The 14,523-nt window shown below is 60.3% G+C and carries 16 protein-coding genes; 9 read left to right on the top strand and 7 right to left on the bottom strand.

Going from position 1 to position 14,523, the window contains the following annotated elements:
- Positions 1-94 precede the first annotated feature (94 nt).
- Entirely contained in the window at positions 95-973 is an 879-nt protein-coding gene (locus tag F6V25_RS01905) for an RluA family pseudouridine synthase (RefSeq protein WP_151126711.1), read from the bottom strand.
- A gap of 270 nt (positions 974-1,243) precedes the next feature.
- On the opposite strand from F6V25_RS01905, the gene mnmM reads away from it, so the two are divergent.
- The 8 genes from mnmM to F6V25_RS01865 all read left to right on the top strand — a co-directional run bounded on the left by mnmM (position 1,244) and on the right by F6V25_RS01865 (position 7,654).
- Complete coding sequence (gene mnmM, locus F6V25_RS01900) at positions 1,244-1,834, top strand: tRNA 5-(aminomethyl)-2-thiouridylate-methyltransferase MnmM (RefSeq protein ID WP_151126710.1); 591 nt, start codon at positions 1,244-1,246, stop codon at positions 1,832-1,834.
- A 1-nt stretch (position 1,835) separates the two neighbouring features.
- Complete coding sequence (gene hpnI, locus F6V25_RS01895) at positions 1,836-2,975, top strand: bacteriohopanetetrol glucosamine biosynthesis glycosyltransferase HpnI (protein WP_151126708.1); 1,140 nt, start codon at positions 1,836-1,838, stop codon at positions 2,973-2,975.
- A gap of 267 nt (positions 2,976-3,242) precedes the next feature.
- Entirely contained in the window at positions 3,243-4,013 is a 771-nt protein-coding gene (locus tag F6V25_RS01890; protein WP_246166928.1) for an MlaE family ABC transporter permease, read from the top strand.
- The gene (locus tag F6V25_RS01885; protein WP_151126704.1) at positions 4,010-4,756 is read left to right on the top strand and encodes an ABC transporter ATP-binding protein; all 747 of its coding nucleotides are present in this window, start codon (positions 4,010-4,012) and stop codon (positions 4,754-4,756) included. The genes F6V25_RS01890 and F6V25_RS01885 overlap by 4 nt, the downstream gene beginning before the upstream one ends.
- A gap of 30 nt (positions 4,757-4,786) precedes the next feature.
- The gene (mlaD, locus tag F6V25_RS01880) at positions 4,787-5,230 is read left to right on the top strand and encodes an outer membrane lipid asymmetry maintenance protein MlaD (protein ID WP_275937951.1); all 444 of its coding nucleotides are present in this window, start codon (positions 4,787-4,789) and stop codon (positions 5,228-5,230) included.
- 16 nt (positions 5,231-5,246) lie between these two features.
- Positions 5,247-6,629 (top strand): TolC family protein, encoded by a 1,383-nt coding sequence (locus F6V25_RS01875; protein ID WP_151126702.1) that lies wholly within the window; start codon positions 5,247-5,249, stop codon positions 6,627-6,629.
- Positions 6,630-6,642: 13 nt separating this feature from the next.
- A complete protein-coding gene (locus F6V25_RS01870; protein ID WP_151126700.1) occupies positions 6,643-7,233 on the top strand; it encodes an MlaC/ttg2D family ABC transporter substrate-binding protein in 591 nt (196 codons plus the stop codon).
- Between the two features lie 217 nt (positions 7,234-7,450).
- Positions 7,451-7,654 (top strand): cold-shock protein, encoded by a 204-nt coding sequence (locus F6V25_RS01865; RefSeq protein ID WP_149307399.1) that lies wholly within the window; start codon positions 7,451-7,453, stop codon positions 7,652-7,654.
- A 37-nt stretch (positions 7,655-7,691) separates the two neighbouring features.
- On the opposite strand, the gene F6V25_RS01860 is transcribed toward F6V25_RS01865, so the two are convergent.
- From F6V25_RS01860 to F6V25_RS01835, 6 genes are all read right to left on the bottom strand, one after another.
- Positions 7,692-9,527: a YgiQ family radical SAM protein gene (locus F6V25_RS01860; RefSeq protein WP_151126698.1), complete on the bottom strand. Its 1,836-nt coding sequence runs from the start codon at positions 9,525-9,527 to the stop codon at positions 7,692-7,694.
- Positions 9,524-10,564 (bottom strand): N-acetyl-gamma-glutamyl-phosphate reductase, encoded by a 1,041-nt coding sequence (argC, locus tag F6V25_RS01855; RefSeq protein WP_151126696.1) that lies wholly within the window; start codon positions 10,562-10,564, stop codon positions 9,524-9,526. The genes F6V25_RS01860 and argC overlap by 4 nt, the downstream gene beginning before the upstream one ends.
- 242 nt (positions 10,565-10,806) lie before the next feature.
- Positions 10,807-11,199, bottom strand: a complete 393-nt coding sequence (rpsI, locus tag F6V25_RS01850; protein WP_149307402.1) for a 30S ribosomal protein S9 — start codon at positions 11,197-11,199, stop codon at positions 10,807-10,809.
- Positions 11,200-11,220: 21 nt separating this feature from the next.
- Positions 11,221-11,649: a 50S ribosomal protein L13 gene (rplM, locus tag F6V25_RS01845; RefSeq protein WP_151126694.1), complete on the bottom strand. Its 429-nt coding sequence runs from the start codon at positions 11,647-11,649 to the stop codon at positions 11,221-11,223.
- 258 nt (positions 11,650-11,907) lie between these two features.
- Entirely contained in the window at positions 11,908-12,312 is a 405-nt protein-coding gene (gene mce / locus F6V25_RS01840; RefSeq protein WP_151126692.1) for a methylmalonyl-CoA epimerase, read from the bottom strand.
- A 156-nt stretch (positions 12,313-12,468) separates the two neighbouring features.
- Positions 12,469-14,124 (bottom strand): acyl-CoA mutase large subunit family protein, encoded by a 1,656-nt coding sequence (locus tag F6V25_RS01835; RefSeq protein WP_151126690.1) that lies wholly within the window; start codon positions 14,122-14,124, stop codon positions 12,469-12,471.
- Between the two features lie 170 nt (positions 14,125-14,294).
- On the opposite strand from F6V25_RS01835, the gene F6V25_RS01830 reads away from it, so the two are divergent.
- The gene (locus F6V25_RS01830) at positions 14,295-14,510 is read left to right on the top strand and encodes a hypothetical protein (RefSeq protein ID WP_151126688.1); all 216 of its coding nucleotides are present in this window, start codon (positions 14,295-14,297) and stop codon (positions 14,508-14,510) included.
- Positions 14,511-14,523 lie beyond the last annotated feature (13 nt).

Genomic DNA, 14,523 nt, shown 5'->3' with positions numbered 1-14,523 from the left:
TTTCCAAGATCCGGGCATAGCATGTTTCTACGGTCCGGGCACTGACGGCAAAGGCCGTGCGCAACCGGTATGCGGCAAAAGATCGCCCGCGGCATCAGGGGATCCCGCACTGCCGCAGACAGGCTTCGAATGCCCGGTCCAGGGGGGCTTCGAGACGGATCTCCGTACCCTTTTCATTTTTGAAGGAGAGCCGCGCACAGTGCAACATCATACGCTCCGCCGGTGCGCCGCCATAGGTGGCGTCGCCGACGATGGGCAGCCCCGATGCCTCCAGGTGGACGCGGATCTGGTGGGTGCGTCCGGTCAGGGGATGCGCCTCTACCAGGGCGCCCCCGGCGGCGGCAGCCACCACACGGAACTCGGTCAGGGCCGACCTGCCTCCCGCCATGATGCCGTAGCGCGACGTGCCCAGCTTGCCGATAGGGCCATCCATCCGCCAGGCCTCCTGCTGCGGCTGTCCGCTGACCAGGGCCAGGTACCGTTTGTCCGCCAGCCCGTCGTGAAAGCGGGCCGAAAGCCAGGCAGCGGCCCTCTTATCCTTCGGGAACACCATCACCCCCGAGGTGCCCCGGTCGAGGCGGTGGATCACCCGGGCCGGCTCGTTGATCCCGTGCTGACGAAAGTATTCGGCGACCCAGAACTCCATGGTTCCCTTGAGTTGATAGGGGGTTCGCTGGGTATTCGCCCCGGCCGGCTTGTTGACCGCAATCAGCTCGTCGTCCTCGTACAACAGCGCCTCGGGCGGAAGGACGAGCTCCTGGAACCGACCCGGCTCCATCACGCCGACCTCAACCGCATCCCCCTGTTTGACGGTGCGCGACGCCACCCGGACCATGGCGCTGTTGACGCTGCAGCCGCCCCGGTCGATGATCCGCCGTGCCTCGGACTTGCTGAGGCCGTCGAACAAGAGCGCCACGGCATCGTCCAACCGGCGTCCCCCCTGATTTTCTGCCACTGTTTTCTTACATATCATGATCCCGTTACTACCCCGATTCCCTGTTGCGATGCAATCAAAATCCTGAATCCGCGATACCGGAATGCCGCAGTGGCCGGAAGAGCCGGAGCTCGCACGCCGCCCGTGACGTAGCAAACCACTCACTCTGCCGGTCCTCCGCCGAGTTGTCGTTATCTGCCGTACAGGCAAAGGCTGAGGCCTTCCGGACAAGCGGAGGCATGGAGGCGTCACGGATTCAGGAAAATTCCCTGTGGAAAAAGGGGTCCGACTCTGGTACCCTCTGCCGCCATGACTTCTGACGCCCCCCAGCATATCCCGCTCTTGCGCGGCCCGGTACCGTTGACGCATCTGCTGTTGCGGCACTTTGTCCGCTCCGGCGACAGGGCCGTCGACGCCACCTGCGGCAACGGCAACGACACGCTCCTGCTGGCGGAGCTGGTGGGGCCAACCGGCAGGGTCTGGGGCTTCGACATCCAGCAGGAGGCCGTGGACGGCACTGCCCGCAAACTGGCGGCACGAGGGCTCGAGGAGCGGGTTACCCTGGTGGCCGTGGGTCACGAGACCATGGCCGAACAGGTCGAGGCCGGCCTGAGCGCCGTGGTCTTCAACCTGGGGTACCTGCCGGGGGGCGACCGCAGCCTCATCACCCGGCCGGAAACCACCGGGGCTGCGCTGGAGCAGGCCTTGGACCTCCTGGCGCCGGGTGGCATCGTGGCGCTGACCGTCTACCCCGGCCACAGGGGAGGCGACGCAGAGCGGCGCCTGGTGGAAGAATGGGCGGGGCAACTCCCGGCACCACTGTTCCACGCCTGGCGCATGGGGCAGACCAACGTCACGGCCGACGCGCCCTACGTCATCTGTGTCCAGAAGGGTGCCTGACATGCTGCGCTCCCTGCTCCCCTTCATCGTCGTCCTGCCCTCTTTGGCCTACAGCCTGATTGCATTTGTCTGCGCCCGCCGCTTCTTCTCCGTACCGCCACCCCGCTCGCCGGAGGCCCCGGCCGTGACCATCCTGAAACCGGTCAAGGGGATGGATGCCGGGAGTTATGAGAACTTTGCCTCCTTCTGCCGGCAGGAGTACGACGGGGAGGTGCAACTTCTATTTGCCGCGGCATCGGCCGATGATCCGGTCATCCCGGTCATTCAGCGGCTCAGGGAGGAGTTTGGCGGTAACCGCGTTGCTCTGGTGATCAACCCGGCCATCCACGGGCCGAACTACAAGGTTTCAAACCTGATCAACGCCTTTCCCCACGCGCGGCACGACATCATCATCGTCTGCGACAGCGATATCCGCGTCCCCCCGGACTACCTGAAAAGCGTGACCGCCCGCTTCAGCGATCCCCGGGTGGGGCTGGTCACCTCGCTCTACCGCAGCTCCAGCGTCCCAACCATCGCCACCGCCATCGAGGCGACCGGCTTTACCGCCGAGATGATCCCCAACGTACTGGTTGCCCTCCAGTTGGAGGGTCTGTCGTTCGCCCTGGGCGCATCCATGGCCGTACGTCGGGAAGCCCTGGCGTCCATCGGCGGTTTTGAGGCCCTGGCCGACTACCTGGCCGACGACTACCAACTGGGGAACAAGGTGCATCGCGCCGGCTGGCGCATCGCACTGGACGGCACCTTTGTGGAAAGCATGCTCAAGGCGGAAGATGTGGTGACGGTGCTCGCACGGCAACTGCGCTGGGCCCGCACCATGCGGGCCAGCAGACCGGGAGGCTACCTGGCGTCCGGCATGACGCTCCCCTTTCCCGGGGCGCTCCTGGCGGCATTCGTCGCCCCATCGTTCCCCCTGGCATTGGCCGCAATTGCCCTGCTCTATTGCGTGCGCTTGGCCGTCACCACCGCCTTCAGCCGTCGCTTCGTCCGCGACAACCTTCTCCCCGCCTGGCTCTGGCTGATCCCGCTCCGGGACATGCTGGGCTTCTTCACCTGGGCGCTCTCCTTTCTGGGCAACCGCGTCGAATGGCGCGGCAGCCGTTTCCGGCTCAGGCCGGGGGGCAAGATCGAAGAACTCGCCTGACGATTTCGTCCCCCTGGCACATCAAGGACACCCGCGAGGCAAGCTGAAGAGGCAACGTCCACAGGCTACCGGACGGCAGCCCGCTTGGCCGTCGTTTTTCCCGATACACAATTCTCTTGATTGGGAAAATTCCATGAAGTGCTTGACAAATGGTTGTGCGAACACTATAAATATGAATGACTATTCATTCAAAACCAGTTTATGCTTTACGTTTGCCAATGACGTGTCGTAGAGGATGATCTTTCATTATTTCAGAGGATGTGCGGCGTGTTCAGTCCGGTTCAGGCCTTAGGGCAGATAACAATAAAACATGTGCGGGACCTGGGGAGGATGGGATGGTTCATCCTGTATTCCCTCTATATGATTGCCCGCCGGCCGGGCCGTCCCCGTTACATACTCAAACAGATGCGCTTCATCGGCACCAAGTCGCTGTTCGTCATCGTGCTGACCGCCGCCTTCACCGGGATGGTCCTGGGCCTGCAAGGCTATTACACCCTGGCAAAATTCGGTTCCGAGGGGATGTTGGGGACCGCCGTGGCACTCTCCCTGATCCGCGAACTGGGCCCGGTACTGTCGGCCCTGATGGTGACCGGCCGGGCGGGCAGCGCCATTACCGCCGAGATCGGCATCATGCGCATCAGCGAGCAGATCGACGCCATGGAGACCATGGCGCTGGACCCCTTCAAGTACCTGATTACCCCGAAGTTCATCGCCGCCATGATCTCGCTGCCGCTGTTGTGCGCGCTCTTCGATGTCGTCGGCATCTATGGCGGCTGGCTGGTGGGGGTCAAATTGCTGGGCGTCAATCCCGGTGCCTATTTTTACGAGATGGAGAAATCGGTGGAATGGCGCGATGTCTACTCAGGCATCGTCAAATCATTCTCGTTCGGGATTATCATTGCCTGGATCGGCTGCTACAAGGGCTATTTCAGCGGCCATGGCGCCGAGGGCGTATCCCGGGCCACGACGGAATCGGTCGTGCTTACCTCCGTCATCATCCTGGTGTGGGACTACTTCCTGACCTCAATACTCTTATGATCAAACTGACCGACGTACATAAATCCTTTGGCACCCAGAAGGTTCTCAACGGCCTCGACCTCGAGATCCCCGAGGGTATGATTACGGCCATCATCGGCCCCAGCGGCGAGGGCAAGAGCGTTCTGCTCAAGCACATCATCGGCCTCCTGCAACCGGATAGCGGCAGGATCGAGGTGGACGGCGAGAGCATCCAGGGATTGCGGCGTTCCCAGTTGAACCGGATCCGGGAAAAATTCGGCATGCTGTTCCAGAATGCGGCCCTGTTCGATTCCATGAGCGTGTTCGAGAATGTAGCCTTCCCGCTCCAGGAAAAAACGAAGTTGTCCGGGGCCGAGATCCGCCGGCGCGTGCTTTCGGCCCTGGAGGATGTGGGGCTCAAGAACGTGGAAAACAAATTCCCGGACGAACTCTCCGGCGGGATGAAAAAACGGGTCGGACTGGCGCGGGCGGTGGTTCTCAACCCCAAGATCATCCTCTTCGACGAGCCGACCACCGGGCTCGATCCGGTCATCAAACGGGCCATTCACCACCTGATCCGTGAAACCCATGCCAAATTCGGCTTTACGGCGGTGATCGTTTCCCATGAAATACCGGAGATTTTCGATATCGCCCAGAACGTGGCCATGCTCTACCAGGGCAAGATCCTCCAGCACGGGACGCCGGAGGAGATCCAGAATTCGACCCACCCGGTCGTCAGGCAGTTTATCAGCGGAAGCCTGGACGGCCCCATTCATATGGTGTAAAAATATAATGAGGAAGCAGGAATCATGAACATGGCAAAATTGGAAATGATGGTCGGCGCATTCATGATCATCGGCATACTCTGCCTGGGCTACCTTTCCGTCAAACTTGGGAAGATGGAGTTGATGGGGGGCGACTACTACACGGTTTCGGCCAAATTCGACTCGGTGTCGGGGCTGAAGCAGGGGGCGCGGGTGGAGATCGCCGGCGTGGAGGTCGGCAAGGTTGACCGCATCGAGCTCGATCCCAAGGGATGGGACCAGGCTCTGGCCTACCTCAAGATCAAGAGCGGCACCCGGATCGGCGACGACGTCATCGCCTCCGTTCGTACCAGCGGCATCATCGGCGACAAGTTCATCAAGCTCAAACCGGGCGGCTCCGACCACTTTCTCAAGAACAACGACACGATCCGCGAGACTGAATCTGCCATCGACATAGAAGAACTGGTCAGCAAGTTCATCCACGGAAAGGTATGATCCAAGGGAAAGCGCCATGAAATCGCTCTTCACATCTTTTTTGATCGCCGGAGTGCTCCTCGCCCCCCTTTCCAGCAGCCACGCCGCAGAAGAGGCCCCCCAGGGAAAGCTGGTGCTGGGGCTGAACGACTGCATCCGCATGGCCCTGAAAGCAGCGCCGGAACTGGGCGAGGCCCAGGCCGACATCGAGCAGACCGCCAGCAAGCTGGATGAAGCAAAATCCTACCGTTATCCCCAGATAGAGGTCATGAGCTTGTTCGGCCCGGCACCCCAGGCCCGTGCCCAGGATATTACCCCCATCATCGCCACCGACAGAAGTACCAGATTCAGCAAGCTCACCTGGTTTACCAGCGCCGACGCCACGCTGATCCAGCCGCTCTACACCTTCGGCAAAATCTCGGAGAACATGAAGGCCGCCACCCACGGCATCGAGGTAGACCGTTCCCGCAAGGAGCAGCGCGCCAACGAGATAGCCCTCAAGGTGCGGGAGTACTATTACGGCCTGATGCTGGCCAGGGAACTGAAAGAGGTGGTGCTCGAGGTCCAGGAAGACTTGGCAGCGGCGCGGAAAAAGGCGCAGAAACTTCTGGACGATGGTTCCGAATCGGTCGACCAGATCGATATCTACAAACTGGACGCCTTCTCCGGTGAAGTCGCCAAACTGCTGGAAGAGGCCCAAAAGGGCGAGAAGCTGGCCCTGGCGGCACTCAAGACGCGCCTCGGGCTTTCGGCTATTACCCCGCTGGACATCGGCAGCGAGCGGCTGACCATGGACGAGGAGGCGGTCCCCTCCTATGACGCCTTTGTCGACAAGGCACGTTTGCGCCGCCCCGAATTCCGCCAGATAGCGGAGGGCATCAAGGCCCGGGCAGCGCTGGTCGAGGCGGCAAAGGCCAACTATTATCCCGATGTCTTCCTGGGCGGCCTTGTCTCCTGGGCCTACGCCGATGACCGGGACCGCATCAACAACCCCTATATTACCGACCAGTACAAGCATTTTTACGGCGGGGCCGCCCTGGGGCTGCGCTGGAAACTGGATTTCGGCATCACCGGCGCCAAGGTGGCCGGCGAGCAGGCCCAGTATAACCGACTGCTCAGCACCAAGGAGTTTGCCGACGCCAATATCCCGTTGCAGATCAAAAAATTCTACCTGGACCTGAAGGAAGCCGAACAAAGCGTTACGGCAACCCAATCGGCCTACTCCAACGGGAAAAAATGGGCGGTGGCAGCCCTGGCCAACTTCGATTTCGGCGTCGGCCCCGCCAAGGAGATATTCGATGCCCTGCAGGCCTACGCCCGCATGCGCGCCGCCTATTTCCAATCCATCTACAACTACAAGATTGCCAGGGCAAACCTGGATTATGCCGTCGGCGAAGCACCCCTGGACGGCGCCAAATAAGCGGGAGGAAGCGATGTTGAAACGTTACACCGTAGCTGTCGTCACCGGACTGTTCCTGGCAAGCAACGCCTTTGCCGGGGTGACCGACGATGTGAAAAAGACCGTGGACGAGGTGGTCCGCGTCGTCTCCGACAAGAACCTGAAGAAGCATGACCAACAGAGGCGTCAGGCCCTCAAGAAGACCATCAGCGTTATCTTCGACTATTCCGAGATGGCGAAACGCTCCCTCGGCAAGCATTGGAACCAGCGTAGTCAGGCGGAACGCAGGCAGTTCACCGACCTCTTCGCCTCGCTCCTGGAAAACTCCTATGCCGGCAAGATCGAGTCCTACAACAACGAAAAGATCATGTACCTGAAGGAAACCGTCGACGGGGACCATGCCGAGGTCAGGTCCAAGGTGATCACCCCGAAACGCGACGAATACTCGCTGGACTACCGCCTGCTCAAAGAAAACGGCAAATGGATGGTGTACGACGTGGTCATCGAGGGGGTCAGCCTGGTCTCCAACTACCGCACCCAGTTCAACAAGATCATCACGACCAACGGCTACAATGAACTGGTAAAAAAACTCAAGACGAAAACCGATGAACTGAAGGCCCCGTAACAGCTTAACAAGGCACGAATTTTTATCGTTAAAAGTTCTTGACACGCGCTTTGTGTCTATGATAAACGACACGGGCAGCAAGTTTCGGAAGTTTTTGCAGAACGTTGCAGCAGCAAGTTTTACCAAGCTTGGCGGTTTTCCTGCATCAAGACTCCGGAAACTTAAGCGGTAACCCATCTGTTCCGGCGACGGTCCGGAGAAAAAAGGAGGTAGGAAAATGGCACAGGGCAAGGTTAAATGGTTTAACGACACCAAAGGTTTCGGCTTTATCGAGCAGGAAGGCGGCGAAGACGTATTCGTACATTTTTCCGCCATCGCAGGCGACGGCTTCAAATCCCTCGCTGAAGGCGACGCGGTCACCTTCGACATTACCCAGGGCCCCAAGGGCCTTCAGGCTTCCAACGTCAACAAGATCAAGTAAGTTAAACCACCTAGAACGCCAAAAACCCGCTGCCACCTCAGCGGGTTTTTTTTGTCCTTGGCTTCGCAACAGACGGCCGGACAGCTATCTTGCCCGCCACCCCCAACATCACCGCCGCATCTTCACGCCCCATCTCCCTGAGCGCTTCCAGCACCTTGTTCCGCTCGTCCGGCTGGTGCCACAGCAAGAGCGCCTTCTGCTGCCCCTTCTCCCGGTCGCTGGCCGGGACATACACCCGATTGCCGTTTTCCGGATCGATGCCGGTGTAGTACATGCAGGTGGAGAGCGTCCCCGGTGTGGGGGTGAAATCCTGAACCTGTTCGACGGTCAGCCCCAACTTCTTGAGCGCCAGGGCCAGATCCAGCATATCCGCCACGGTACAGCCGGGATGGCCCGAGATCAGGTAGGGTATGAGGTGCTGCCGTTTGCCGAGGCGAATGCTCTCCTCGCGAAAACGGGCCAGGAAACGTTCGAAGGCCTTCCTCCCCGGCTTGCGCATCAGGGCCGTGACATGCTCCGCGAGATGCTCAGGGGCGATCTTGAGCAGGCCGCTCACATGGTGCCCCACCAGTTCCCGGAAGTAGCCCGGCTGCCGTTCCATGAGGTCGTAACGCACCCCTGACGAGACCGCCACGTGCTTAACCCCCTGCCGGTTCCGTACCCGCTGCAAGAGGGCGACGGCACGCTTGTCGGTCGTATCCAGATGGGCGCAGATGGCGGGAAAAATACAACTCTCCCGGCGACAAACCCGCATGGCTTCGGGGTTCTTGCAGGCAAGACCGTACATATTGGCGGTCGGCCCGCCCACGTCGCTGATGCTGCCCCGGAACCACCCCTGACGGGCCAGGGCGTCCACCTCGGCGATGATGGAGGCCTCGCTGCGGGACTGGATCACCTTGCCTTGGTGCATGGTGATGGCACAAAAGGCGCAACCGCCGAAACAGCCCCGATGGCTGGTGATGGAGGTCTTGATCTGCTCCCAGGCCGGTATCTGCTCGCGGTAGGAGGGATGGGGCGTCTTTTCATAGGGAAGCGCATAGACCTTATCCATCTCCGCCTGGTTCAGGGGGAGGGCCGGCGGGTTGCACACCAGCAGGCGGTCGCCGTGAGGCTGGACAAGCGTCCGGGCGGAGAAGGGGTTTTGCTCTCGGTAGGCCAGGCGGAACGCCTCGGCGAACTTTTTCTTGTCAACGGCCACATCGTCAAAGGAGGGGATGGACACGCTCCCCTTGCTCTCGGGATCTGTCGGGCCGTCTTCAGCCCCCCGCCCGACACGGCAGGTGCCCCGCAGGTTGCGTATCTCCGCAAAAGGTTCTCCACCTGCCATGCGCTTAGCCAATTCCAGCAGGGGCGATTCCCCCATGCCGTAGATCAGCAGGTCGGCCTTGGCGTCCAGGAGAATAGAGCGGCGCACCTTGTTCTCCCAATAGTCGTAGTGGGCAAAGCGGCGCAGGGAGGCCTCGATGCCGCCGATGACCACCGGCACGTCCTTGTAGGCCTCTTTCAGCCGCGAGGTGTAGATGATGGTGGCGCGGTTGGGGCGGGCACCGTGGCGGTTGCCCGGGGTGTAGGCATCATCGTGGCGCAGCTTGCGCGCCGGCGTATAGTGGGCCACCATGGAATCCATAGCCCCGGCCGCTACGGCAAAGAACAGCCGGGGACGCCCCAGCGCCATGAAGGGTTCCTTTGAGCGCCAGTCCGGCTGGGGGATGATTCCCACCCGGAAGCCGTGGGCCTCCAGCCAGCGGGCCAAGAGCGGAATCCCAAAGGCCGGGTGGTCGATGTAGGCGTCCCCGCTGACAAAGACGACGTCCAGCTCGTTCCATCCCCTGGCCCTCGCTTCAGCGAGGTGTATGGGCAGGTGTCCGGTCACGGGAAGAGCGCCAGGCCGTCCAGGCCCAAGGTCTCCGGGAACCCGCAGGCGAGGTTCATATTCTGCACCGCTTGGCCCGAGGCACCCTTGACCAGATTGTCGATGGCCGAAACCACGATGATCCGCCCGGTACGGCCATCCACCAGTGGTGCGATATCGCAGAAGTTGGAGCCGCGCACGAAAGCGGTCGAGGGAAGACTCCCCTGGGGGAGCACTCGCACGAAGGGCTCGCCGCTATAGAACTCCTCGTAGAGGGCGACCAGCTTTTCGGTTGTCGCCACCTTCGTCGGGGTCGCGTATATGGTGGAGAGTATCCCCCGGTCCATGGGGACCAGATGCGGCGTAAAGGTGATTTTAAGCCCCGCCCCGGCCAACAGCGACAATTCCTGCTCGATCTCCGGCGTATGCCGGTGAGCCCCGCCGACGCCGTAGGCCTTGAAACCTTCATTAACCTCGCAGTATAGGCCGTCGACCTTGGCCGACCTGCCGGCGCCGCTCGTGCCCGAGGCGGAATCGGCGATGATGCTGTGCGGATCGATCAGCCCCTTCTTCAACAGCGGCGCCAAGCCAAGAATGATGCTGGTGGGGTAACAGCCGGGGTTGGCCACCAGCCGGGCGCCCTTGATCTTGGTCCGCCTGATCTCCGGCAGGCCGTAGACCGCCTTTTTCAGGTTGGCCGGGTTGAGGTGTTTTTCATACCAGGCTCCATAAACCTCAGGGTCGGAGAGCCGGTAGTCGGCCGACAGGTCGATCACCGTTTTGCCCAGCTTCAGAAAGGTGGGCACCACCTCCATGGCCGCCTTGTGGGGCAGGGCCGTGAAAATGACGTCGGCTTTTTCCGCAACCCGCACCGGCTCCAGATTCTCAAGCACCAGATCGCAGCGCCCCCGCAGGGTGGGAAACACATCGGAGACCCGCTTCCCGGCGCTCTGCTCGGAGGTCAGGCAGGTCACCGCGACCTCGGGATGACAGTACAGGATGCGGATCAACTCCAGGCCGGTGTAACCGCTGGCTCCAACAATGGCGACGTTCAACATGGCAACCCCCCTCTGGGCGGTTGTTGAAAAACAGCCATCTCGCCGTCGTCCTCGAAAGCCCTTTTGTGCGGCGTAGCGCTGCTACGCCTCCGCGGGTCTTTCTGCGGGTACGACGATCTGACTATTTTTGAACAACCTGAGTTTTTCAACAGTCTACTAGTGGTCTTCGATCCTGAAAAGCAAAAAGGGGAAACCCTTGCGGATTTCCCCTTCTACCATACCAGTGCGGTGTAATCCAGCGATTAACGCTTGGAGAACTGGAACCGTGCGCGGGCTGCGGCTCTACCGTATTTCTTACGCTCTTTCACGCGGGAATCACGGGTAATGAAACCTGCCTTCTTGAGCACGCCGCGCAATTCGGCGTCGGTTTCCAGCAGGGCCTTGGTGATGCCGTGCTTGATGGCGCCGGCCTGACCGGAGTCGCCGCCCCCCTGAACCGTTACGTAGATATCGTACACGCCGACCTTCTCGACCAGCTCCAACGGCTGACGCACGACCATTTTGGAGGTCTCGCGGCCGAAATACTCGTCAAGAGTCTTGTCGTTGACCGTGATCTTGCCGGCGCCCGGCTTGAGCCATACGCGGGCTATCGAGCTCTTGCGTTTTCCTGTACCATAATAGCTGACTGCTGCCATATCGTGTATCTCCTCAGAGTATTAAAATGCCAGGTTCTTGGGCTGCTGGGCGTCGTGGGGATGGCTGGCGCCTGCATAGACCTTGAGCTTCTTGAGCATGTGCCGGGCAAGTTTGTTCTTGGGGAGCATGCCCTTGACAGCCTTGCGGATGAGGTCTTCCGGTCTTTTCTCCAGAAGCTTGCCAGCAGTGATCTCTTTCAGTCCACCCGGAAAACCGGTATGGCTGTAGTAGACCTTGCCATCCAGCTTGCGGCCGGTCAGCGCGATCTTCTCGGCGTTCACCACGATGACGAAATCACCGGTGTCCACGCTGGGGGTAAAAATGGCCTTGTTCTTGCCGCGCAACACATTGGCTATCTGGGTGGCAAGGCGTCCCAACACGACATCCTGCGCGTCCACAACATACCAATCACGTTTTACGTCTTCCGCTTTTGCAACTTCGGTTTTCATAGCTTCCTCACATGCTGCACGATCTGTTAGAGACAGACCATGGTTTTTTCGAAGAGATGTAACTTACTTAAAGAATGTCAGCCTGTCAACAAAAAAATCAGCAGCATCATAGTTTGTGTAAATCTTTTAGTTGCCCCGGTTATTCAAAAATAGTCAGATCGTCGCACCCACAGAATGCCCCGAGGAGGCGTAGCAGCGCTACGCCGCACGAAAGGGCGGTCGAGGAGGAAGGCCTGATGGCTGTTTTTCAACAACCTCCTAGTGCCCCGGCTGGCACAACTCCGTCAGGACGCCGTTACTGCTTTTGGGATGCACGAAAGCGATCCGCGTCCCATGGGCGCCGGTGCGCGGCCTCTGGTCGATCATCCGTGCGCCCTCGGCCAGCAGCCGGGCGATGGCGGCCTCGATATCCTCCACCTCGTATGCCAGGTGATGGATGCCGGGGCCGTTCTTTTCCAGGAACTTGGCCACCGGGCTGTCCTCGCTGGTCGGCTCCAGGAGTTCGATCTTGGATTCGCCCACCTGCAGCATGGCGACCCGCACCTTTTGTTCGGCGACCTCTTCGATGCCCGCAAAGGCCATCCCCAGATTGTCCCGGTAGAACGGCAGGGTCTCATCGAGGGACCGCACGGCAATGCCGATATGATTAATCCTGGTCAGCATGGGAACCTCCTTCTGGAAGGTTGTTGAAAAATCCAGGTTGTTCAAAAATAGTCAGATCGTCGCACCCGCAGAAAGCCCCGAGGAGGCGTAGCAGCGCAACGCCGCACGAAAGGGCTTTCGAGGACGAAGGCCTGATGGCTGTTTTTCAACAACTTTCTACAGTACCACGGTCTCGTGGTGTTTGCCGAACACCTCCCTGAAGACATCCGCGATCTCGCCCAAGGTCGCGTAGGACTTGACCGCCTTCAGGATGTGGGGCATGAGATTGTCATCCCCCCTGGCGGCCGTTTCCAGGGCACCTAGGGCCGCCTGTACCGCCGCGGCGTCCCGTCCGGCCTTCACTGCGCCCAGGGACGCTTTCTGGGAGATCTCCACCTCCTCCTTGACCTTGAGCAGTCCGGAGGGCGGCGGTTCCTGGACGGTGAATTTATTGACCCCCACGATGACCATATCGCTGGACTCGATGGCTTTCTGGTAGGCATAGGCCGAATCCTGGATCTCCTTCTGCTGGAAGCCGCGGGAGATGGCCTCCACGGCCCCGCCCAGCTGGTCGATCTTCTCGATGTACTCCATGGCCGCCTTTTCCACCTGATCGGTCAGGGACTCCACCAGGAACGAGCCGGCCAGGGGGTCGATGGAATCGGCCACGCCCGATTCGTAGGCGATTACCTGCTGGGTGCGCAGGGCGATGCGCACCGAGTCCTCGGTCGGCAGGGCCAGGGCCTCGTCGCGGGAGTTGGTGTGCAGCGACTGGGTTCCACCCAGCACGGCCGCCAGGGCCTGGATGGTGACACGCATGATATTGTTGTCCGGCTGCTGGGCGGTCAGGGTGCAGCCGGCGGTCTGGGTGTGGAAGCGGAGCATCTGCGACTTGGGGTCCTTGGCGCCGAAGCGTTCCTTCATGATCCTGCCCCAGATACGGCGGGCGGCGCGGAACTTGGCCACCTCCTCCAGCAGATTGTTGTGGGCGTTGAAGAAGAAGGCCAGGCGCGGGGCGAACTCATCCACGTTCAGCCCGGCCTTGATGGCGGCCTCCACGTAGGCGATGCCGTCGGCCAGGGTAAAAGCAACCTCCTGCACCGCGCTGGAACCCGCCTCGCGGATATGGTAGCCGGAGATGGAGATGGTGTTCCACTTGGGCACGTGATCCTTGCAGTAGGCGAAGATGTCGGTGATGATCCGCATGGACTCTTTCGGAGGGTAGATATAGGTCCCGCGGGCCATGTACTCCTTGAGGATATCGTTCTGGATGGTGCCGGAGATCTTGTTCGCCGGAACCCCCTGTTTCTCGGCCACGGCGATATACATGCAGAGCAGGATGGCGGCGGTGGAGTTGATGGTCATGGAGGTGGAAACCTTGTCCAGTGGGATGCCGTCGAAGAGGGTCTCCATATCGGCCAGGGAGTCGATGGCGACGCCGACCTTGCCGACCTCGCCGGCGGCCATGGCCGCATCGGAGTCATAGCCCATCTGGGTCGGCAGGTCGAAGGCGACGGACAGGCCTGTCTGGCCCGCCTGGAGCAGGTACTTGTAACGTTCGTTGGACTCCTTGGCGGTGCCGAAACCGGCATACTGGCGCATGGTCCAGAAACGGCCGCGGTACATGGTCGGCTGCACACCACGGGTGTAGGGGTACTGGCCGGGAAACCCGAGCTGTTCGTCATAGCCGGGGTAATCGAATTCCGGTGTAAAACAACGCTCCATCTCGATGTTGGAACTGGTGCGGAACTCCGGTTTACGCTCCGGCGACTTGGCGATACTTTTCGCAACCGCGCCGTCCTGCCACGCCTTCTTGTCTTCGGGAATACTCATGTGATGATCTCCTCACCATTGAAAATGATAGAACTATCCACCTATATACACGATTAGCATGTCTTTATTTTTGTATGCAAAAACATGGATGGCGCTATACTAGAGACATACCTCACCTACCCCTTTGTCGCCACAGTTCTCAATATATCCGACGGAGAAAGGATGAGATCATGAAATGCCCCGTATGCAGCAGCTACGACTACAGCGCTATCGACCTACAGACCGACGGGTTTGCCGAGCAGATCATGGAATGCCGTTCCTGCGGGACCGTATGGTCGGTCAATCACTGCGCTGTCGAGATCGTCAAGGACCCCCACAAAAAATCGTTTCTGCAGGCACAATCGGAGTGCGTGGAGGGGGACGACAATAACTCCTCCGGGCCGTAAGCGTTCACGAAAT

Source organism: Oryzomonas japonica, from assembly GCF_008802365.1.
GTDB classification, from domain to species: Bacteria; Desulfobacterota; Desulfuromonadia; order Geobacterales; family Pseudopelobacteraceae; genus Oryzomonas; species Oryzomonas japonica.
This window is presented reverse-complemented; position numbering and strand designations above follow the sequence as displayed.